Origin of the sequence: Cohnella massiliensis (assembly GCF_900169535.1) — a bacterium.
Lineage (GTDB): Bacteria > Bacillota > Bacilli > Paenibacillales > Paenibacillaceae > Cohnella > Cohnella algarum.
Genome location: NZ_LT821259.1, coordinates 3,116,448 through 3,136,891 on the forward strand (window position 1 = coordinate 3,116,448; position 20,444 = coordinate 3,136,891).

At 59.3% G+C, this 20,444-nt stretch carries 17 protein-coding genes; 7 read left to right on the plus strand and 10 right to left on the minus strand.

Going from position 1 to position 20,444, the window contains the following annotated elements; translation table 11 throughout:
* Positions 1 to 385 precede the first annotated feature (385 nt).
* The gene (gene ltrA, locus B7E11_RS28290; RefSeq protein ID WP_080840763.1) at positions 386 to 1,678 is read right to left on the minus strand and encodes a group II intron reverse transcriptase/maturase; all 1,293 of its coding nucleotides are present in this window, start codon (positions 1,676 to 1,678) and stop codon (positions 386 to 388) included.
* 165 nt (positions 1,679 to 1,843) lie between these two features.
* Between ltrA and B7E11_RS28295 the strand changes: the two genes are divergently transcribed.
* The 3 genes from B7E11_RS28295 (at position 1,844) to B7E11_RS28305 (ending at position 3,408) form a co-directional block, all read left to right on the plus strand.
* A complete protein-coding gene (locus tag B7E11_RS28295) occupies positions 1,844 to 2,347 on the plus strand; it encodes a transposase (RefSeq protein WP_139787343.1) in 504 nt (167 codons plus the stop codon).
* Positions 2,344 to 2,817: a helix-turn-helix domain-containing protein gene (locus B7E11_RS28300; protein ID WP_080840764.1), complete on the plus strand. Its 474-nt coding sequence runs from the start codon at positions 2,344 to 2,346 to the stop codon at positions 2,815 to 2,817. Before B7E11_RS28295 ends, B7E11_RS28300 begins: the two co-directional genes overlap by 4 nt.
* Before the next feature lie 180 nt (positions 2,818 to 2,997).
* A complete protein-coding gene (locus B7E11_RS28305) occupies positions 2,998 to 3,408 on the plus strand; it encodes an integrase core domain-containing protein (RefSeq protein WP_176220933.1) in 411 nt (136 codons plus the stop codon).
* A gap of 586 nt (positions 3,409 to 3,994) precedes the next feature.
* On the opposite strand, the gene B7E11_RS28310 is transcribed toward B7E11_RS28305, so the two are convergent.
* The 6 genes from B7E11_RS28310 to B7E11_RS28335 form a co-directional block, all read right to left on the minus strand.
* Positions 3,995 to 5,617 carry a response regulator transcription factor gene (locus B7E11_RS28310; protein ID WP_080840766.1) on the minus strand — a complete coding sequence of 541 codons (1,623 nt, stop codon included), beginning with the start codon at positions 5,615 to 5,617 and terminating at the stop codon, positions 3,995 to 3,997.
* Between the two features lie 111 nt (positions 5,618 to 5,728).
* A complete protein-coding gene (locus B7E11_RS28315) occupies positions 5,729 to 7,057 on the minus strand; it encodes an ABC transporter substrate-binding protein (protein ID WP_080841088.1) in 1,329 nt (442 codons plus the stop codon).
* A gap of 92 nt (positions 7,058 to 7,149) precedes the next feature.
* Positions 7,150 to 8,913: a sensor histidine kinase gene (locus B7E11_RS28320; protein WP_080840767.1), complete on the minus strand. Its 1,764-nt coding sequence runs from the start codon at positions 8,911 to 8,913 to the stop codon at positions 7,150 to 7,152.
* 132 nt (positions 8,914 to 9,045) lie between these two features.
* Positions 9,046 to 9,888: a carbohydrate ABC transporter permease gene (locus tag B7E11_RS28325; RefSeq protein ID WP_080840768.1), complete on the minus strand. Its 843-nt coding sequence runs from the start codon at positions 9,886 to 9,888 to the stop codon at positions 9,046 to 9,048.
* On the minus strand, positions 9,885 to 10,862 hold the full coding sequence (locus tag B7E11_RS28330; protein ID WP_080840769.1) for a carbohydrate ABC transporter permease: 978 nt from the start codon (positions 10,860 to 10,862) through the stop codon (positions 9,885 to 9,887). The genes B7E11_RS28325 and B7E11_RS28330 overlap by 4 nt, the downstream gene beginning before the upstream one ends.
* A gap of 144 nt (positions 10,863 to 11,006) precedes the next feature.
* The gene (locus B7E11_RS28335) at positions 11,007 to 13,076 is read right to left on the minus strand and encodes an alpha-glucuronidase family glycosyl hydrolase (protein ID WP_080840770.1); all 2,070 of its coding nucleotides are present in this window, start codon (positions 13,074 to 13,076) and stop codon (positions 11,007 to 11,009) included.
* Between the two features lie 108 nt (positions 13,077 to 13,184).
* Between B7E11_RS28335 and B7E11_RS28340 the strand changes: the two genes are divergently transcribed.
* From B7E11_RS28340 to B7E11_RS28350, 3 genes are read left to right on the plus strand one after another with little or no spacing between them, the layout of a single operon-like run.
* Positions 13,185 to 13,871 (plus strand): GntR family transcriptional regulator, encoded by a 687-nt coding sequence (locus B7E11_RS28340; protein ID WP_080840771.1) that lies wholly within the window; start codon positions 13,185 to 13,187, stop codon positions 13,869 to 13,871.
* Between the two features lie 8 nt (positions 13,872 to 13,879).
* On the plus strand, positions 13,880 to 14,995 hold the full coding sequence (gene uxuA, locus B7E11_RS28345) for a mannonate dehydratase (protein WP_080841090.1): 1,116 nt from the start codon (positions 13,880 to 13,882) through the stop codon (positions 14,993 to 14,995).
* Positions 14,964 to 15,818: an SDR family oxidoreductase gene (locus B7E11_RS28350; protein ID WP_080840772.1), complete on the plus strand. Its 855-nt coding sequence runs from the start codon at positions 14,964 to 14,966 to the stop codon at positions 15,816 to 15,818. The genes uxuA and B7E11_RS28350 overlap by 32 nt, the downstream gene beginning before the upstream one ends.
* Before the next feature lie 66 nt (positions 15,819 to 15,884).
* Here the strand turns inward: B7E11_RS28350 and B7E11_RS28355 are convergent, their stop codons facing one another.
* Together B7E11_RS28355 and B7E11_RS28360 are read right to left on the minus strand one after the other, a co-directional pair.
* Entirely contained in the window at positions 15,885 to 17,000 is a 1,116-nt protein-coding gene (locus B7E11_RS28355) for a glycoside hydrolase family 88/105 protein (protein WP_080841095.1), read from the minus strand.
* Positions 17,001 to 17,056: 56 nt separating this feature from the next.
* Positions 17,057 to 18,094 carry an alpha/beta hydrolase family protein gene (locus tag B7E11_RS28360; RefSeq protein WP_080840773.1) on the minus strand — a complete coding sequence of 346 codons (1,038 nt, stop codon included), beginning with the start codon at positions 18,092 to 18,094 and terminating at the stop codon, positions 17,057 to 17,059.
* A gap of 78 nt (positions 18,095 to 18,172) precedes the next feature.
* Between B7E11_RS28360 and B7E11_RS28365 the strand changes: the two genes are divergently transcribed.
* A complete protein-coding gene (locus B7E11_RS28365) occupies positions 18,173 to 18,793 on the plus strand; it encodes an AraC family ligand binding domain-containing protein (protein ID WP_080840774.1) in 621 nt (206 codons plus the stop codon).
* 8 nt (positions 18,794 to 18,801) lie between these two features.
* Here the strand turns inward: B7E11_RS28365 and B7E11_RS28370 are convergent, their stop codons facing one another.
* Positions 18,802 to 20,439 (minus strand): IS5 family transposase, encoded by a 1,638-nt coding sequence (locus tag B7E11_RS28370; protein ID WP_080840775.1) that lies wholly within the window; start codon positions 20,437 to 20,439, stop codon positions 18,802 to 18,804.
* Positions 20,440 to 20,444 lie beyond the last annotated feature (5 nt).

Below are 20,444 nucleotides of genomic sequence, written 5' to 3' on the forward strand. Positions count from 1 at the left end.
ATCGGCAGCGGCGCGTTGGCGGCCTTCGAAACGGCGCGCCACAACGGGGCGAGGTGACCGGCATACAGGCCGCGCAGCGCCTCGTCGCGCCATTCGCGCCGTCGCTCCGGCGCGGGGGACGACTCCAGATAAGCGCGGCGCGCGGCCGGCGTCCGGATCCTCGCGCGGTTCCATAGCAAGATAGGGTTCTGCGAAACCATTTCCGATCCCCTCCCAAGCGTTTTAGTCTCATTATAGGCTCATTGAGAACGGCTATCAATTGCAATTTTTCAACGCTGCTCGCTAGAGTGAAGGACTGAAATAAATTCAGCCCCTCCTCATCAAACCGTACGTGAGGTTTTCCCTCATACGGCTTTCCGATGTTCGTCATTCATGTGCGTGCGACTTACAAAAGCGTCTTGAGTCCATACATTTGGCAGAGCAACTTAACCTCATTTCCAGAACTGCGCCAGCGACTACGCTGGCGCTTCTTTGCATACCACTTCGTTAGCCTTGTGCGGATGTACCCATCTAACTTTGTCATCCATTTGGAACTGTATGGCGTCGAATAGTAGTTCTTCCAGCCTTGGATTCTCAGGTTGAGCCAGTCCACATGTTCTTGGAACGAAACGTGCCGCATTTTCGGCGGCGCGAGTCGTTCTTTAACGACTTCCCGAATGTGTTTCTCTGCTTTAACACAGAGCCATTGTTGCGTCGTATAGTACACGCGGTTCTGCCCCGTTTCTGCTTTCGTCTTCCGGTGGTGCATGCCGAGGAAGTCAAACCCTTCTTCTCCCGTCCATATCCCCACAATCCGCGTCTTTTCCGGATGCAAGGTCAGTTCCAGACGCTCCAATATCGCTTGAATGAGTTTGTACCCATGGAGCGCATCTTTCTTTGTCTTGCACACGACGACAAAGTCGTCTGCGTACCGCGTGAGTTCCCCGACCTCTTTGCCATGCTTTTCCCACAATCGGTCGAAGTAGTTCAGGTAGATGTTCGCCAGTAGCGGCGAGATCACCCCGCCCTGCGGCGTTCCCAGATCGGAACGTCTGACCGTTCCTTCCTCCGTCACTCCTGCTCCGAGCCATTGCCGAATGAGCTTGAGAATGCGTCTGTCGCTGATTCGCCTTTCTACCAGTTTCATGAGCTTCTCTTGGTTAATGTTGTCGAAGTAGCCTTGGTTGTCGACGTCGACCACCCAATTGCCTTTGCGGTTGCAGGCTTTACGGATTCGCTCCAGCGCTTGTTTTGCGCCTCGCTTCGGTCGAAAGCCAAACGAGCATTCCTGAAAATCGGCTTCAAAGATCGGTTCCACTATGAGTTTCGTTGCCATTTGCACGACGCGGTCCCTTACCGTTGGAATGCCGAGCGGGCGTTTCCGTCCGTCTTTCTTCGGAATGTAGTGACGGCGCACGGGCTGGGGGCGGTAGGACTTCTTCTGGAGCCGTTCTCGGCATTCCGCTACGAATCGGTCTTCACCCATCTTCGCTATATCTGCCAAGGTTTCACCGTCGATGCCTGCCGCTCCTTTGTTTGCCCGTACTCTCCGCCACGCTTCCTGTAGCACATCCAATCGATGGACTTTGTCGTACAGTGCATGGAACTTTCTGCTCTTGCTCGTCTTGGCCGCATGACCTAGCTTCTCTTGGAGTTGTTGAACTTTTTCTGTTGGTGTCGTTAGCCTTCTGGCATTCACTCACTCGTACCTCCTTGTGAAGCTTGAACAAAGCAGGGCGCCTTCCCTCCCGCAGGTTGTGTTGTCCTGCGTTCCCCGGTACTATTCGCCCCTCGGACTCCCCCTCTGTCAGAATAGTTGTCGTACCCCCAAATTGAATATATAGTGAGGAGAAACGAGGACGAGGTGGAGAACGTGAATCCCGTAACCAAAGAATTCAAGCAAAGCATTGTACAGCGTATGATGCCCCCGTACAACGAGCCGGTCAGTCGGCTTGCTAAGGAAATCGGTCTATCGGAGACGACTTTATTTAAGTGGAAGAAGGCGGCAAAAGCACAAGGTATGACGCCTGCCGATGACGTACAGCCCGAACGTTGGAGTACGCAGGAGAAGTTCGCTGTCGTTGTCGAAACCGCAAGTTTGAGCGAAATCGAGCTGGCGGAGTATTGTCGGACAAAAGGGCTGTTTGTTGAGCAGGTGGAAGCATGGCGCGATGCGTGTATGCAAGCTAATGGCGGAATGGCCTCGCAAGCGAACAGGCTTCAGAAGGAACTCCGCGAGAAAGAGCAAGAGAACAAGGCATTAAATCGAGAGCTAAAGCGCAAAGAAGCAGCGCTCGCCGAAGCCGCCGCCTTGTTGGTGTTGCGAAAAAAGGCCCAAGCGATCTGGGGGGACCAAGAGGACGAATGATCAGTGCCTCAGATCGCGAGCATGCCCTTACACTGATTCAAGAAGCCGTTGCCGCCGGTGCAAGAGAAGCGGCTGCTTGCCGAGAGCTCGGACTGACTCAGCGGACGCTCCAGCGCTGGCGCAAGCAAGGCGGCACCGTAGACGGACGCCCTCACGCCAAACGGCCGACACCCGCTAACAAGCTAAGCGATGCAGAAGAGCAGCAGGTGCTGGAGGTTCTTCAGCAGCCGCCGTACAGGAGCCTGCCGCCAAGCCAGATTGTGCCGGCGCTGGCCGATGAAGGAACCTACATCGCCTCCGAGTCCAGCTTTTACCGGGTGATGCATAAATTCAATCAGCAGCTCCATCGCGGGCGCAGCAAGAAACGCATGCCTAAACCCATCACCAGTAAAGCTGCGAGTGGCCCGAATGAAGTTTGGCTGTGTGATATCACATGTGTGCCAGGGCCCGTGATAGGGCTGTTCTTCTAGCTGTATCCCGTCCTGGCTCTCTACAGCCGTCAACATGAAGGCTGTGAGATTTCGGATGATTAGTCTGCCGCGCATGCCAGCCAATTGATCCGTCGTACGGTCGTGCGAGAGCAATGCGTGATTCGTCGGCAGCCGCTTGTGCTTCACTCGGATAACGGAAGCCCGATGAAGGGGGCCACGTTGCTGGAGACCCTGTACAGTTTGGGCATTACCCCCTCTCGAAGCCGACCACGCGTCAGCAACGACAACCCTTACGCAGAATCGATTTTCCGCACATGCAAGTACCGTCCTGGCTATCCAACGGAAGGCTTTAAGGCCTTGTCAGAGGCGCGTGAATGGGTCATGCGATTTGTTCGCTGGTACAACGAACAACATCGACACAGCGGACTGAATTTTATTACACCTAACCAGCGGCATGAAGGATTAGCACACCAAGTGTTTGAGAAACGCAAGGAGATTTATTTGGCCGCAAAAGCCAGAAACCCTAATCGCTGGTCTGGCACCATTCGCGACTGGAGCCTGAAAGATGAAGTCTGGCTGAATCCTGAAAAAGTGACGCTTATTCCGGCTGCAAAAAAATCGCTATCTTAACGTTTACTTTCCCTAAGGAATCGCGACAACTATCTTGACAAATACCGGACTCCCTTCCTGCAGACGGATCACTTCACCTTTTGGCTTATAGAGCGTCTCTTTACGGTTTCGAAAAAAAAAATCTCCGTGCAGGGGAGGGTCTCCCCAGTTCACTGCATCCTCTTTCATCCCATGCCGATCCCTCTACACCGGAGGATTTTTCGCTGACGCTCCAAGTTCTTATCAGCTTCCATGGCCTTCGCCCATGCTCGCGGGGCTCGGCTTCCTCTTTTCCCTCTTGCGAGGCCTTTTTGACGACGCGGCAGGATTCACTTTATGTTACGGCCTGACATGTTGCTCGCCCTGTCTCCGACAGGTACTTTCGTCGATACGCTTCTACGCACAGCTTTCGCCATACGCAGGTATCCTAGCTACACAGGGGCTTGGCCCCTCCTGTGACCGGACTTTCACCGGCTAGAAGATGCGTGCTTAGCTGGGCACGCCAAAGCACAAAAAAAACGCCTGGCGGCGTCCTCGGAAAAAAATAAACTTGCGGCGGCAGCGCCGGCGAACGCCGCAGCCGGGAAACGCGCGATCCTTCGGGCGCCTACGACTTCGCCAAGTCCGTCGGATTCATGCCGCTGTACTTTTTGAACAGCGTGCTGAAATAGGGAACGTTCTGATAGCCGACCTTCTCCGCAACCTCGTAAACGAGCATTTTGTGCTCCATCAGCAGTTCCTTGGCTTTTTCCATGCGGACGCGGGTCAAATACGTGTTGAACGAATCGCCCGTCATGCTTTTGAAAATGTGGGACAAGTAATTGCGCGAGATGAACACTTTGTCCGCCAGGTCCGCGAGGGTGATATCTTCGGCGTAGTTGTCGTGAATGTACTGGATCATAAAATCGACCGCCTGACGATGCTTGCCGTTGCCCCTCCACTGGCGGCTCCCGCAAATCGCGGAAATTTTCTCTTTCAGCCACCGCGTCAGCTGCTCCGGACGGGCAAAGCCGGCCCATTCCCGCCGCACGGCTTCGCTCGGAAACAACTCGTCCAGCACCATGCCGACTTCGTACAAGCTGTAAGCGAGAATCGCCCAAATTTCGCTTGCGAGCGTCTTTAAATACTCCGGCGTCGTCTCCTCCCGCCCCGCCAGCTGCACGGCGAAGTCGTCGACGATCTCGTGCGCGAGCGTTTCCCGGCTCGATTTGATCGCGGACGCGAGCTCCTGATAAAATTTGACCGGACGAATCCGGCGAATCTCCTTCTCGCCGTCCGGACCTTCCGCCGCCCCGTACACTTCGTAGCCCGCGACGAGCGGCCGCCTCCGCCACTCGATCGCGCGGAACGCCTCCTCCGTGGAATCGGAAATGCCGCGCCAGTCGCTTTTCGTCTCCCCGACGCCGACGCGGAGCTTCAGCTTCAAATAGCTGCCCGCGGCTTCGATCAGCTTGACGCCGAATTCGGCCAACCGCCTTTCCGCAAGCTTCCGGTCCGAACCCGCTTCCGAGCGGACCACGAGCGCGGAGTGGGTCCCGTGCAGCTCCGTATATTCGAACCCGCCGAACCGCTCCGCCGCGATTTCGCAGGCGATGTTGCGCACCGCGAAGCGAAACAGGTTCAGATCGGACAAGGATGCCGCCCCGATCCGGCGATCCCGCACGATGTCGAAGCCGATCACCGTATGCTCCGCCTGCCGCCAGCAGGAATAGGCGGGAGGCAGCGCCTCGTCCCGCAAGTACATATCCGCGAGCGTGCCCGAGATGACCGACTTGATCCATTCCTTTTCCACGAACGGCGCGTAGAGCCTGAACCGCTGCTCAAGCTCGTCCTGCTTGATGCGGCGCTCCTCCTCTTCGGCAAGGCCCGCGATCGCCTTGGCGAGCACTTCCTTAAGCGTCGGAATGCTGATCGGCTTGGACAAATAATCGCTGACGTTCAGCCGCAGCGCCTGCCGCGCATACTCGAAATCGGAATAGCCGCTCAAAATGATGACCTTGCCGTCGAAGGCTTCGGTCCGGAGATGTTCGATCATGTCCAGCCCGTTCATCACCGGCATGTATATATCCGTGATAACGACATCCGGGCGAACGGCGCGGATCATCTCCAGTCCGTCCTGACCGTTCAGCGCCTCGCCCGCCCATTCCGCGTTCAGCTCCTCCCACGGAATGGCCCGTTTCATGCCCTGCAGCACCTGGCGGTCGTCGTCGACGATGGCGATTTTCCACATGCGCGTTCTCTCCTTTTTGCCGGACGCGCCTTCCCCCCTCGCGCGGTCCCTTCGTACCGGAACATGCCCGGAAGGCGCGTTTCGCGTCTTCCGGGCATGCCGCGGATCCGTTTAGCTTTCGTATTCCTGGGCCGTGCTCTTCAAGGATGCGAACGCCTCTTCCGGCGATTTCTTGCCGAAGCTCAGCTCGTCGCGGATGAGCGCCCAGTCCTTGTCGATCCAGTTCGTCCAGCCGCTGGCGCCGGCGACCCATTGCTGGCCGTCCGGAAGCGTCGCGTTGTACAGCTCGATGCCGACCTGGTCGGCCTCGCTGAACGTCGAGAGCAGCTCCGCCGACACTTTGTTGTTGACCGGATTGCCCCGGGTCGTGCCCAAAATTTTGACCGCGTCCGGGCTGTTCGTGAACCAGTCGAGGAACTTCGCCGCTTCTTCGGCATGCTGAGAGTTCTCGGATACGCCGAAGAACAGCGACGGCTTGAGCCATCCGCCCGCTTCCGCGCCGCGGGGCATCGTCACCATCGCGTAAGCGTCGGCCTTCAGGCTGTCCCAGGAGACGAAGTTGGCGGAGAAGCCGAGACGGAACAGGATCGTTCCTTTGACCATCAGATCGCCGGTCGGATCGAACTCCTTGTCGGAAGCGTTCACGTCGGCCGGAGGCACGACGCCGAGCTCGCGCAGCTCCTGGAATTTTTTCGTCCAGTCGAGGAACGTCGCCTCGTCGATGTTGAACTTGCCGTCCTCGGTCACGAGCAAGCCTTTGCCTTGGGCGTAATGGTACGCGCTGAACGCGAAATAGTCGCCGGCGTAGTCCTTCGTGAAATATTGGCCGGAAGCGAGCTTCGATTTGGATTCCTTCGCGAGAGCGAAGAAGTCGTCCCACGTCCAGCCGTTCTCCGGAGCCGTTAGGCCGAGCTTTTCAAGCGCGGCTTTATCGTAAATCATCCCGTAGGCGGTGGAGCCGAGCGGTATCGCGTATTGCTTGCCGTCGAATTTTCCTCCGTTCGCCAGCTTCTCGTCCACTTCGGACAAATCGACGCCGTCCGTCAGGTCCGCGAGCGAGCCGCGGGAAGCCCAGTCCGCCACCCAGCCCGGATCGATTTGAAAAATATCGGGAGCGTTTTTCGCGGCGGCCTGCGTGGACAGCTTGTCCAAATAGCCGTCCATTCCGGAATATTCCGGCTCGAACGTGACTTTCGGATTCTGCTGCGTATACAGCTCCAGGGCGTCGAGCGTCGCTTCGTGCCGCTGCTGGGAGCCCCACCACATGATGCGGAGCTTGACCTGCTCGCCGGAGCTTCCGCTATCGGACGAAGACGTGCCGGAAGGCGAGCTCGCGGCTTCGCCGCCGTTGTTATTGTTCCCGCCCGCTCCGCAAGCCGCGAGGGCGGCCGCCAGGACGAGCGACGTCGAGACGCCGGCTAAGCGCTTCCAAAATACCATTTTCATTCATCTCCCCTAGGAATACGATTCTCTTTTCTCCTTTATCGTATCCGCTGCACCCTCCCGATTGTAGAAGAGAAATGCACAATAATTTATAAAATAATCCGATCTTGTTTCCGGACCGCCGGCCCCGGCCTCTCCCGCAAAAGAGGCAGCTCGACGACCGCTTTCGTCCCGCCCTCCGGACGGTTCGACAGCTCGGCTCCGTACGAATCGCCGAAATGCGTCCGAATCCGCTCCCGGACGTTGCGAACGCCGTAGCCTCCGGTTTTTCGCTTCTTCAACGCGTCCGGATCCCCTCGAAGACCGATGCCGTTATCTTCGATTTCGATCCGCAAGCGCTCCCCGGACGGCCGGATGCGTATCCCGATCGTGCCTTCGCCGCTGGCATGAAAGCCGTGGACGACCGCGTTTTCCACGAACGGCTGGAGCACCATTTTGGGCATGTAGAGCTTGCGCGTCCCCTCGTCCGCTTCGATTCGGTAGCTCAGCCCCTCGCCCAACCGAAGCCGCTGGATTTCCAGATAATAGCCGATATGCTCCAGCTCGTCCGCTACCGTTATGAAACTTTCCCCGTTGGAGAGGCCGATGCGGAACATTCGGCCCATTAATTCGAGTATCCGGCTCATCTCCGCCTGCCCGCTTTCGATCGCCATCCAGTTCAACTGATCGAGCGTGTTGTAGAGGAAGTGCGGATTGATATTCGCCTGAAGCGATTCGATCTCGGCTTTGCGCAGCTGCTCGTGGCGGATTTCGAGCGATTCGTACAGCTCCTCGATCCGCTCCGTCTGCTTGCGGTACCCCGAAAACAAATACCCAAATTCATTGCGGTAATCTTCGGGAAGCTCCTCCTTTTTGCCCGTGACCGTATACCGGTTCATGGCGGACACCAGCTTCGAAATCGGCCAAACGAACTGCCTGCTGAGCGATAGCGCGAGCAGCAGCGCCAGCAGGATCGCGCCGGCGCCGATCAAGCCGATCGTCTGGGCCAGGCGAAGGCTCCCTTCCGTGACGGACGACCAGGGCGTAATTTCGACCATCATCCAGTTCGACTGCCTCAGCTTGGAGTAGACGACGAGCATCTCCCCTTCCCGGTCCCAGTGAAGCCGCAGCAAACCGGAGCTGTCGTTCAGCCGGCTTTTCCAGGAAGACCAGGTCGGCTCGTCCGGCACTTTGCCGATGGCGATGAGCGGCTGTTCCGAGGCGTCGAGCATCATCCGGTTGCCGTCCGGGGATGAGCCGAGCAGCATTTCTTCCAGCGTTTTCGCTTTGGCGTGGAGAACGAGATAGCCCAGACGGCGGTCGTTGTAGACGATCGTCCTTACGAAGCTGATCACTTCCGCCCGTCCCTGAAAGGTCTGGATCGTTTGCTTGCCCGCCCAGAAAAAATCGTTCTGCCGCATCGCCTCGTGCCAGCTTTGGGACGCGGCGCCTTCGAGATCGCGGAACTGGATGTAGCTGTTGGACTCCGACCGAAACGGATTTTCCATATACAGGTCGATGCCTTGAATGAGCGGGATCGAATACGTCAAATTGGCCAGCGATTGCTGAACTTCCTTATATTTCTGCAGCCTCGCGAACGTATCCCCGGAAACGTCCCCGCGCAGAAAGTCGACCAGCGTGTTGTCCCTGGAGGTCGACAGCGAAATTTGCTCCAGCGTGGCCAAGCTCGACGAGATTTCGCCGTTCAGCTGGTCGAGCAGCTTCTGCTGGTTGGCGGAGGTCGCTTTCGCCATTTCCTTGGACGACAGAACGTAGGTCGTCCAGATCGTGCAGCCGAGGATAATGACGATCAGCGCCGCGAAGCTGCCGAAAAACAAATAATCGATGCGGTACCGCTTGAAAGGATTGATCATGGCCGCCGTTCGCCGTCGCCTCCCCTCGCTTTGATGCTTGCAGCCTCGAATACGCCAAAAAAGCAACGATAACCGTCGCTTTTTCGTTTCTTGCCTATCGAAACGCAACGGGAGCGATCCGCTCCCGCGCGCTTATCCTTTGATCCCCGTCGTCGCCACGCCTTCGACCAGCTGCTTCTGCGCGAAGGCGAACACGATCGTCGCCGGCACGATCGAAACGAGCGACATGGCCAGAACCTGGCCCCACTGCATGCCGGATTGCGCGTCGTTGATCATTTTCAGCGCGAGGCCGACCGTGTATTTCTCGACTGAATTAATATACAGCAAATGACCGAGGAAGTCATCCCAGTTCCAGAGGAAGCAGAAGATCGACACCGTGACGATGGCCGGTTTGGTGAGCGGCATGACGATCCGCCAGTAGATGCCGAACCAGGAGCAGCCGTCGATTTTCGCCGATTCGTCCAGCTCGCGGGGAACGCCGCGAATAAACTGGATGAGCAAAAAGACGAAGAAGGTGCCGCCCGCCCCCGAGGCGAGCAAGTGCGGGACGATGAACGGCCAATAGGTGTTGACCCAGCCGAACTGATGGAACATGGCGTACTGCGGAATAATGAGCACCTGCGCGGGAAGCATGAGCGTCAGCATCAAAATGGCGAACCAGAAATTTTTTAACGGAAAATCCAACCTCGCGAACCCGAACGCCACGAGCGTGCAGGAGAAGATGGTCGTGATCAGCACCGCCAGCTCCAGGCCGAACGTGTTCAAATAAAAATCGGTGAACGTATAGCCCGGAATGGCGTTCCAGCCGTCGACGAAATTGCTCCAGAGCGGCTTGGACGGAAACAGGTTGGCCGAGGACAGCTCTTCGTTGGACTTCAGGGAAGCGCCGACCCACCAGAAGACGGGATACACCATCGCGAGGCTGAAAAGGGTCAGCAGGACGTGGCGGATGCCGCCCTTCGTTTTCAAGCTCATTTGCGTTTCCTCCTTCCGGCGTCCGTCTCGTAAAACACCCAGTATTTCGAAGTCGCGGCGATCAAGCCGGCAATGACGGCGATGACGACGAGCATGATCCAGGCAAGCGCCGAAGCGTAGCCCAGCTGGTAGCGGCTGAAGGCGCGTTCGTACAGGTAGACGGCGTAAACGAGCGTCGAATTCATCGGTCCGCCGTTCGTGATGACGTAGGCCGACGTGAACATTTGGAAGCCGTTGATGACGCCCATGATGAAGTTGAAATACAGCGTCGGCGACAGCATCGGCAGCGTAATCCGGAAAAATTGCACGAACCGGTTCGCCCCGTCGACGCTCGAAGCTTCGTACAGGTCCCGGGGAATTTGCTTGAGGCCGGCCAGGAAAATGACCATCGAGGAGCCGAACTGCCAGACGGTCAGGACGATCAGCGACCAGAGCGCCGTTTTCGGATTGCTGATCCAGCCGGTTCCTTCGATCCCGAGCGCGCCCAGCAAGCTGTTGAACGAGCCGTCCACGCCGAAAATGTTGCGCCACAGCATCGATACGGCGATGCTCCCGCCGATGAGCGACGGAAAGTAAATCGCGATGCGGTAGGCGGAAATGCCTTTGACCGCTTTGGCGAGAGCCATCGCGACAAGCAGCGCCGCGATCAGCTTGAGCGGGACGGAGCCGAGCACGTAAAGGAAGGTCACTTTGACCGATTGAATGAACTTGTCGTCGGCCGTGAAAATCCGCTCGTAATTGCGAAAGCCGATCCATTCGATCGGTTTCATCAGCGTATAGTCGGTAAAGGAGTAGTACAAGGACAGCGCCATCGGATAAAACGTGAGCAGGAAAAATCCGATCAGCCACGGGGAAATGAACAAATAGCCGATTCCCGGCGTTTCCCATCGGCTCCAGAAGCGGCCGCGCTTCTTCGGGGCTGCGCGGCCGGGCTTGCTGCCGCTTGCGGTCGTTGCGTTGGCGGTACGGCTCATGCGGACTTCACCTCATGTCTCTCTTTGTGTAGTTCCATTATAGGAAAAGCCGCCGCCGCGGCAGTAGAAGAGAAATGCACGAATTCTTTTAAAAAATAACGAAAAAAAGAGGCCTCGGGGCCTCTTCGGACTTGATTCCGAGCTTTAGTAAATGGTGCGGCCGCGGGCGTCGGGAATGCCGCTTTTGCGGAAAAAGTACGTGTTCAGCACGTCGCGCCACTCCTTCGAGTGCTTGGCCTGCTCCCGGAACCGGCTTTCCGCTTGCGTGAAGATGCCTTCGTCGATGAGCCCTTCCAGCGCTCTCCACCGCCGAACGAGCTCCTCCGCCCGTTCCGCTCCCTCGAACCGGCTGTCGTAAATGTGCTGGATGACGGTTTTGCCCGAACGAAGGACGTGCGTATAAGGAACGTGGTGGAAAAACAGCAGCAGGTCGTCGGGCGTATCGGCGAGCGACTCGAACCGCTCGAAATTGGCTCCCTTGTACTGCGCCGCGTACCCCGTTCCGGTCGCCTTCGTCCGGTCGACGCCGATGCCCTTGCAGTCCGCGAAGTGATACGTGCCCCACATCGAATATTCGTAGCCGTCCGGGTCCGGCCCGTAATGGAAATGCGGGGTCACCATCCAGCCGACGCCGAGCGGCGCGGTGTACGATTCGTAGATGCTCCACGAATCGAGCAGCATGCCCCGGACGGCTTGAAGCACCCGTTCGTCGTCGCCGAACGTCAGGCCGATCCATTCGTCCGCGATCGCCTCCGACGAAAGATCGGGGTTCCAGGCCAATCGCCCGTAGCCGTACAGATTCGCCTGCGCCAGCGGGTGGCCCGTCCAGTTCGGATCGTCGCCGATGTTGGAAACGGCCGCGAAGCCCCCGTGCGGCCTGCCGAACAGGGAGCCGTCCGCGATCCGTTTGACCGCGGAGCCTTCGCCGCGGGCGTACGTCTCGAAATCGAGCGCCTCCTTCCATTGCGGCACGAGATAGCACAGATGGCGCTGCTGGCCGGTGTACTCCTGGGTAATCTGGAACTCGATCGCCATGTTCGTGTTCGGCATTGCGCCGAACAGCGGCGATACCGGCTCCCGCACCTGAAAGTCCATCGGCCCGTTTTTCACCTGAAGGATGACGTTGTCCGCGAACCTTCCGTCCAGCGGGGTGAAATGGTCGTAGGCGGCGCGGGCGCGGTCGGTTTTCCGGTCGCGCCAGTCCTGCTTGCAGTCGTAAACGAAGCAGCGCCAGAAGACGAGCCCGCCGAACGGCCGCAGGGCGTCCGCCAGCAGGTTGGCTCCGTCCGCGTGATCGCGGCCGTACGTGAACGGTCCCGGCCGGTTTTCCGAGTCGGCCTTCACGAGAAAGCCGCCGAAATCGGGGATATGGCGGTAAATATCCGCGGCCTTCTCCTTCCACCACGCCTGCACGGACGGCTCCAGCGGGTCCGCCGTCGAGAGCCCGCCGACTTCGATCGGCGCCGCGAAGTTGACGCTGAGGTACGTGCGGATGCCGTAGGCGCGGAACGTCTCGGCGATGCGGGCGATTTTCGGCAAAAACCGCTCCGTCAAAAACATCGTTTCGTATTTGTGAACGTTCACATTATTGATCGCGATGGCGTTCAGCCCGACGGAAGCGAGCAGCCGCGCATAGTCGCGAACGCGGGACAGGTCGTCCGCGATGTCGTCGTTCCGGTAAAATATCGAGCCGCCGGCGTAGCCGCGCTCGATGCTCCCGTCGATGTTGTCCCATTGGTTGATCATCCGGATTCCGTTGACGGGATTTTCGGCGATGTCAAGCGTTTCCAGGTCCGCTCCCGCCCGCAGCAGCCGGAGGAAATGAAACGCTCCGTACAGCGCGCCGCGGGCCGTCGTCCCGGCGATCGCGATCGTCCGGCCGTTCGCGCGGATGCGGTACCCTTCCTCGGCGACGGCGGCTTGTTCTTCCGCGCTGAACAGCTCCCTCGCGGCCGCGTTGCCCGCGAACGTTCCGATCGCGATGCCGCGCGCGCCGTCCCGCGGAGTTCCTCTTGCCGGCCGCGTTCCGGTCAGCCTGGCGATTCCTTCCTCCAGCTCCGCCGCTGCGGTCGCCACGCAAAGCTCCCGCTCGGGAGCGTCGATCGTCCCCGTCCGGGAAACGATCCGCTTCGTCCGCTCGGAGCCGGCGATCGGCGGATGGGCCAGCCAGGCTTCGTATCCGGCCGGCTTCGGGGCTTTTGCTGCATGTTCCATAAATGATATCCTCCTCGATGCATGAATACGTCGTTCCAATCGATAGCATTTCTCGGTTCCATACTACCATACAAGTGTGGTAGTATGGAATAGAAGGAGTGAACGACCATGTCATTTTTCGACCCGACGTCGGCGGTTTCCGCAAAGGATTTCGTCTATGCGAAGCTGAAAAACCAGATTTTGAACCTGGAGCTGCCTCCCGGCACCGCGTTATCGGAAAAAGAATCGGCTTCGGCTTTTAACGTCAGCCGTACGCCCGTGCGCGAAAGTTTCCTGCGGCTTGCGCAGGAAGGGCTCGTTCAAGTGCTGCCCCAGCGGGGAACGTTCGTCTCCCTGATCGACCCGAATCAGGTCGAGGAAGCCCGCTTTATGCGGGAGCAGCTGGAGAAGGCGGTCATTCGGCTTGCTTGCGACGAATTCCCGGCGGAATCGCTCGAGGCTCTGCGAAGCAACTTGCGCAAGCAGCTTGAAGGCATGGAGCGGCAGGACGACATGGCCCTGTTCGAGCTGGACGAAGCGTTTCACCGGACGCTGTTCGAGGGCTGCGGCAAGCTGAACACCTGGATCGCCATCCAGCAAATCAACGCCCATTTGAACCGCGCGCGCCTGCTTCGCCTCGTTTCCGCCCATCAATGGAGCCACGTGTACGAGCAGCACGAGCGGATGGTGCGGGCAATCGAGGCGGGCGACGCCGATGCGGCCGCCGGCACGATGCAGGAGCATTTGCTTCTCAGCGTCAAGGACCAGGCGGCGCTCATGGAGCAATTTCCGCACTATTTCAAACAAGGGGGATGAAAGCCGGCATGAGAATGGTTTTTCGTTGGTTCGGAGAGGGCAACGATACCGTTACGCTGGACCAGATCAGGCAAATTCCCGGCGTCGAAGGCATCGTCTGGTCGCTGCACGACGTCCCGGCGGGCGAGGAATGGCCGATGGACAAAATATTGGAAATGCGCGACAAGGCGCATGCGGCCGGCTTCCACATCGAGGTCGTGGAAAGCGTCAACGTTCATGAGGACATCAAGCTGGGGCGGCCCGGCCGCGACGTTTACATCGAAAATTACAAGAAAACGATCGAAAAGCTCGGGCAGGTCGGCGCCAAAGTCATTTGCTATAACTTCATGCCCGTCTTCGACTGGCTGCGAACCGACCTGCACAAGGAATTGGAAGACGGCTCGACCGCGATGTTTTACGAAAAAAGCCGGATCGACGACATCGATCCGTTCGAGATGGCCGGCAAAATCAACGCCAATCCCGAGTTCACGATGCCCGGATGGGAGCCGGAGCGCCTGGCCCGGCTGGCGTCCCTGTTCGAAGCCTACAAGAACGTCTCCGAGGAAGACTTGTGGAGCCATCTGAAATACTTCCTGGACGAGGTCGTTCCCGTCGCGGCCAGGCACGGCATCAAGATGGCCATCCATCCGGACGATCCGCCGTGGCCGGTGTTCGGGCTGCCGCGGATCATGACGAACCAAGCCAATCTTCGCCGCTTCCTGAAGCTGCACGACAGCCCTTATAGCGGCATTACGCTTTGCAGCGGCTCGCTCGGCTCGAATCCGGCGAACGACATCGTCGGGATGATCCATGAATTCGCGGACCGCATCCCGTTCGCGCATATCCGCAACGTCCGCGTGTACGATAACGGCGACTTCATTGAAACGTCGCACCGCACGCAGGACGGCACGGTCGACATTGCCGGCATCGTCAAAGCCTATCGCGACGTCGGCTTTGCCGGTTACGCGCGTCCCGATCACGGCCGCCATATTTGGGGAGAGAAGTGCCGCCCCGGTTACGGCCTGTACGATCGCGCGCTTGGCATCATGTACTTGTGGGGCCTTTGGGACGCGACCCGTCATTCTAACCCATTCGAGGAAGGAAGGGGATCCGATGAGCGGACTTCCGAAGCATCCGTCTCTTGAAGGCAAAATCGCCGTCATAACCGGCGGCGCCGGCGTGCTGTGCCGCGTCATGGCGGCCGAGCTCGCCCGGCAAGGGGTCAAAGTCGCGGTGCTGAACCGGACGCCGGACAAGGGCGAGCGGGTCGCCCGCGAAATCCGGGAGGCCGGCGGCGCCGCGATCGCGGTCGCTTGCGACGTTACGAGCGCGGACAGCGTCCGCGAGGCGGAGCGCGTCGTGAGCGAAAAGCTCGGCCCGTGCGACATTTTGCTCAACGGCGCCGGCGGCAACCACCCGAGCGCCAACACGTCGAACGAAATTTTGAAGCTTGAGGATTTGAACGCGGAGGGGATCACGACGTTCTTCGACTTGAGCGTTCCCGGCTTCCGCAACGTGCTCGACCTGAACTTCATGGGAACGATGATCCCGACCCAAATCTTCACGCGGCCGATGGCGGAACGCGGGGGCGGCGTCGTTCTGAACGTCTCCTCCATGAGCGCGCCTTCGCCGATGACGAAGGTGCCCGCCTACAGCGCGGCCAAAGCCGCGATCAACAACTTCACGCAGTGGCTGGCCGTTCATTTGGCCGAATCCAACATTCGCGTGAACGCGATCGCCCCCGGCTTTTTCCTGACGGAGCAAAACCGCGGCTTGCTCGTCAAGGAGGACGGAACGCTTACCGAACGGTCGGGAAAAATCATTTCGCACACGCCGATGAGGCGGTTCGGCGTGCCCGAGGATTTGCTCGGAACGCTGCTGTGGCTCGCGGACGACGAGACGTCCGGCTTCGTCACCGGCACGGTCGTTCCCGTGGACGGCGGCTTCATGGCCTACGCCGGGGTATAGCCGCCGGCCGGAACGGGCGAAAACGCAAACGCATCCTTGCGGCGGCAGCCGTTCGGATGCGTTTTTTCATTGCGGTGCCAAGAGCCGTTCGACCTCCAGCGATGCCAGCAGCAGCGGGGCGATCCCCATGTAGCTGTCGGAAACGACTTTCTCCGAAACGTAATAGGCGAACGTCCCGTTGCGGTCATGGCTCAGTCCCGCGCCATGGCAAATTCGATGCAAATGGACGCCCGTTTCGTCCTCCTCCGTCAAATGACGCCGAATCCCCTCGTAGCCTTTGGCGACCGCATCCCGGAAGCCGGACTCCAAATATCGCATGCGGATTCCTTTGGCCATCGCGTAAACGAACATGCACGAGCCGGAAGCTTCCAAATAGTTGCCCTCGCGGCCGCCCTGGTCGAGCACCTGATGCCACAGGCCGGTTTCCGCGTCCTGCACCCGGACGAGCGCCTTGCAGAGCCGATGGAACGCCCCGACGATCGTTCCCCGCTTCGGATGGTCGACCGGGAAAAAATCCAGCGCGTCGACGACCGCCATCGCATACCACCCGACCGCCCGGCTCCAGAAATTCGGCGACCTTCCCGTCACGGGATCGGCCCATTCCTGCTCCCTCGCCTCGTCCCAGCCGTGATACAGCAAGCCGGTTCGCGGATCGCGCGTTTTCCGCTCGATCAACAGCAGCTGATGCGCCGCCTCGTCCGTCAAATCCGGGCGCTCGAACGTCTTGGCGTATTCGGCCAAAAACGGGGTCGCCATGTACAAGCCGTCCAGCCACATTTGAAAAGGGTACACTTTTTTATGCCAGAAGCCGCCTTCCGAAGTGCGCGGCTGCCCGATCAGCTGCGCCGCCAGCAAGTGCGCCGCCCGCTCGTATCGGGAGTCGTCCGCGCTCAAAAGCGGGAACAAATTTTTTCCTTGATTGATCTGATCGAGATTGTATTCCTCCAGCGAGTACGAACGGATCGTTCCGTCCGCCTGAACGTACAGATCCATATGACGCCGCATAAAATCGACGTAGCCCGGTTCCTCGAGCTGAACGCCCGCCCGCCGCATGGCCATCAGCAGCATGCCTTCGACATAGGACCAGCGCCCCGAGGGGAAAGGATGGTAGCCGTCCTCGCCGCATTGCCCGGCGATCGTTTCGGCGATTTTTCGGGAAAAAAGGTCATGGGGTGCCGTCATTCGCGCTTCCTCCTCGATGGCGTTCATTTTGTTCATTGTTCGTCTGTTCCATCTGCTCATCGGTTATGCAGCCGTCCCAGCCAGCCAAACGCCTTGGCGCCGCCGATTTCGTGGCCGCCCGCGAAAAAATCGGCCTCCAGCCGGTCCGGCGCTCCCGCCGCCTCGTAAATTTCGCGAAGCTTCGCATAGGCTTCCCGCGCCGAAGCGGCCGGGAAGACGCGATCCTCGTCCCCCGATTCGATCAGCAGCGCCCGCGGCGCGATCAGTCCGATCAATTCGGGCATTTCGGCCTCTTGCAAAATGCCGGGCACGTAATTGTCCAGGCAGTGGTCCCGGTCCAGAATGCTTCCCCGGAACGTGTTCGCATACCCGCTGACGACGGTCCTGCGAATCCGCTCGTCCAACGCGGACGCAAAGGCGGCCACCAGCCCTCCGCCCGAAATGCCCATCGCGCCGATCCGGTCGCCGTCGACTTCACTTCTGCCGCACAGGTAGTCGAGCGCGCGCATCGTCTCGTAGACGCGGTACCCGGCGAGCGTGTGCCCCGTCATCAAGAGATGAACCGACATCGCGTAGCAGGAGCTTTTGGCCGGCCCTTCCGCGGCGTCCCGGGAAAACCGCCGGTCCCCGAAGCCGAGCAGCTCCGGCGCCGCGACGACGAAGCCCTGCCTCGCAAGCGTAACCGCGAAATCCTTGTGCAGGCCCGGATCCCCCCGGCGCGGCGAGCCGTCGGGCTCCAGGCCGCAAATTTCCCGGCTTCCGTAGCCGTGGCCGTGAATGGCGAGTACGGCGGGGCCGCGCCGGTTTCCCGCTCCTTCCGGGAGCAGCACGTACAGCGGCATCCGCAATCCGTCGAACGTCGTGATCTCGACCCGTTCGCGCACGTATCCGTCGCACGGCGTCCGTTCCAGCAAGACGGGATCGAGCTCAGCCGCCCGCGAGGGAAACGGGCCGAGCCGACGCCGAAATCCGGCCAGCAGGCCGCTTCTCCACTCCGCCCAATTCATGCCCGGGCTGAACGCGCCCGAGCCTTCGAGTTCTCCCGCAAGCCGGCGAAAATATTGCCGCAACGCGGTCTCCTCGTTTTCATTCATTTATTTCAGCACCTTTCGTTCGGTTCTTCATCGTTCTATAATGGTAACCGTACAGGACCCGATCAAGGGGGGGACGGCGTGCAGGAAGCGGAAAGTCCGAAATACGCGATCGGCGGCGGCAGCTTCGGCATCCAGCTCATGAAGCGAAAAGGCGTCACGGCGATGCCGCGGCCGCACAGCCACCGGTCGATCGAACTTTATTACCTCATTTCCGGGGAACGCATTTATTTTATCGAAGATCAGGTCGTGACCGTTCGGGAAGGCGATCTGATCGTGATCGCCCCGGGAGAGCTTCATGCGACGGCCAGCTCCCAGGTCGCCGAATTCGAGCGCTTCCTGCTTCATGTCGAGCCCGAATTTCTCGATCCGTCGCTGTCGGTCGAGCCGCTGCTCGCCCCCTCGGGACGCTTTCGGCTTATTCGCCTTTCCTTCAAGGAGCAGGATGAAGTCCGGCGTCTTCTCGCGCAAATGCAGGATGAATGCCGGCTGGGCCGCCTTCATTACGAGCTCTGCGTCCGGTCGCTGCTCGCCGAGCTCCTGATTCTGCTCCATCGGACCGAACCGCAGCGCGCGGAACCGGCCGACCGGCATCCCCTTTTCGCGAAAATTTCCGAAATCGCGAACTACTTGCGCGAGCATGCGCGAGAGCCGTTGACGCTCGAAGCGACGGCAAACCGCTTCTATATTAGGGTTTGCTGAACGATACTTTACCCGAAATTCAGGCTGAGGCGTCGGCGGAGCAGGATGGCAAATAGGAAGCCAAAAAGAACGCGCAGCCTGCGTTCCAGGTTCATCACCAGCAGTTGCAGCGTGATGGCGGACAGGCTCGTCTGCGCGAGACGCGCGCGAATACGGCCAAGCCCATATTTGCGCTTGCCTTCTCCAAATTTACCTTCGATGGCGTTGCGTTCGCCGGCATCCCGTTTGTCCTGGTTCCGTTGCTCGTTCGTCGAACCGTCCTTCCGCGGCCGTCCTAAAGCCGGACCGCTGAGCCGAATGCCATGCTGCTTGCAGAAGTTCCGGTTCTCGCGTGTGCGATAGATTTGATCCGCCTGCACGACGGCCGGATAATAGCCGAGGCGTCGGCGGTAGTTCTCGATCGTCTCGATGAGCGTGGTACTCTCGTTGAAGTTGTCCCAGGACGCCCGATCCAGGAATGCGTAGCCCTTCGTCATGCTGACGGCGAGCTTCGCACCGAACTCTACCCGCGCCTTCGCTTTCCCGCGCACGATCGGCCTTACATGCGGCTGATGGATGCTCACGATCCGGCCGTCGATCTGGTGCGATCGCCTCTGGTACATGTGAAGCTGCTGACGGTACAGTTCCTGAATCACCAGTAGATCGCGATACGCTTTGCGGCTCAAACGCGTAAGCGGCTGCGTCTTCACTTGCTCGGCGATGATGGCAAGGTTCCGTCCCACAAATCCCAGTTGCCGGCGGATCGCGCGGCGGATCACCTTCGGTCCCGGCCGGCGCTGCTTGGATACCGCCAGAAACTGCTTTCGCGCTTTCTCCCGGTAGGTACGCGGTTTCGCCGTTTGTCCGATCACCCGTTCATGCAGCGTATCGATGATCGCTTCGAGTTTCTCCCGCGCTTCGTTCAACAGATTCAGATCGGTCGGATACGCTACATCCGCTGGCGCGCAGGTGGCGTCCGCCAGCATCGTTCCTTGATTCGGTTGCTCCGGCGCTTCCGACACGGCGGCGGAAGCCTCCGCCTCATAAACATCCCGTTCGGTCGCTTCAAGTGGCGCTGCCCTTTCAACGGTCTGCGCCGTAGCAGACCGTTGCGCGGTCGATTCCATCGGCGTGTCTCCGAACAGCACTTGTTGCTCGATCTTGGCCGTGTCCGTCGTTTGATGAGGCGCCTTCCGCTTGCGTTTCCCGCCGCCGCTTATGCCGGGACCATCGTTGTCATCGTCTTTCGTTTCATTCGCGCCTTCGATGGCGACGATCTCGTTCAGCTCGGCCAGCACGTCTGTCAGACGCTTACGGAAATGCGTCATCATCGAAGGATGAAACGGCGGCTTCATTGTGAAGCCGGACAGACCGATGAAGTATTGCATGTAGGGATTTTCGCTGATCGACTCCACCGTCTCTCTGTCGGTCAGTTGCATGCGCTCCTGAATGAGGAGCGCGCCGAGCCCCGTTCGCAGACTGATCGTTTGTTGGCCGCGAAAGGTGTTTTTGAAGAACTGACCGTATTTCTGCTCCGCCGCCGCCCACGGCACCAATCGCGCCAACCGGACCCAGCGATTCTCTTCGTCCAGCTTTCCGCCGAAGGGCAGAAAGAAATCGCCGGGCAGGAGCAATTGATTTTCGAGGTGCGCGGTCGGCTTGAACATTTTCG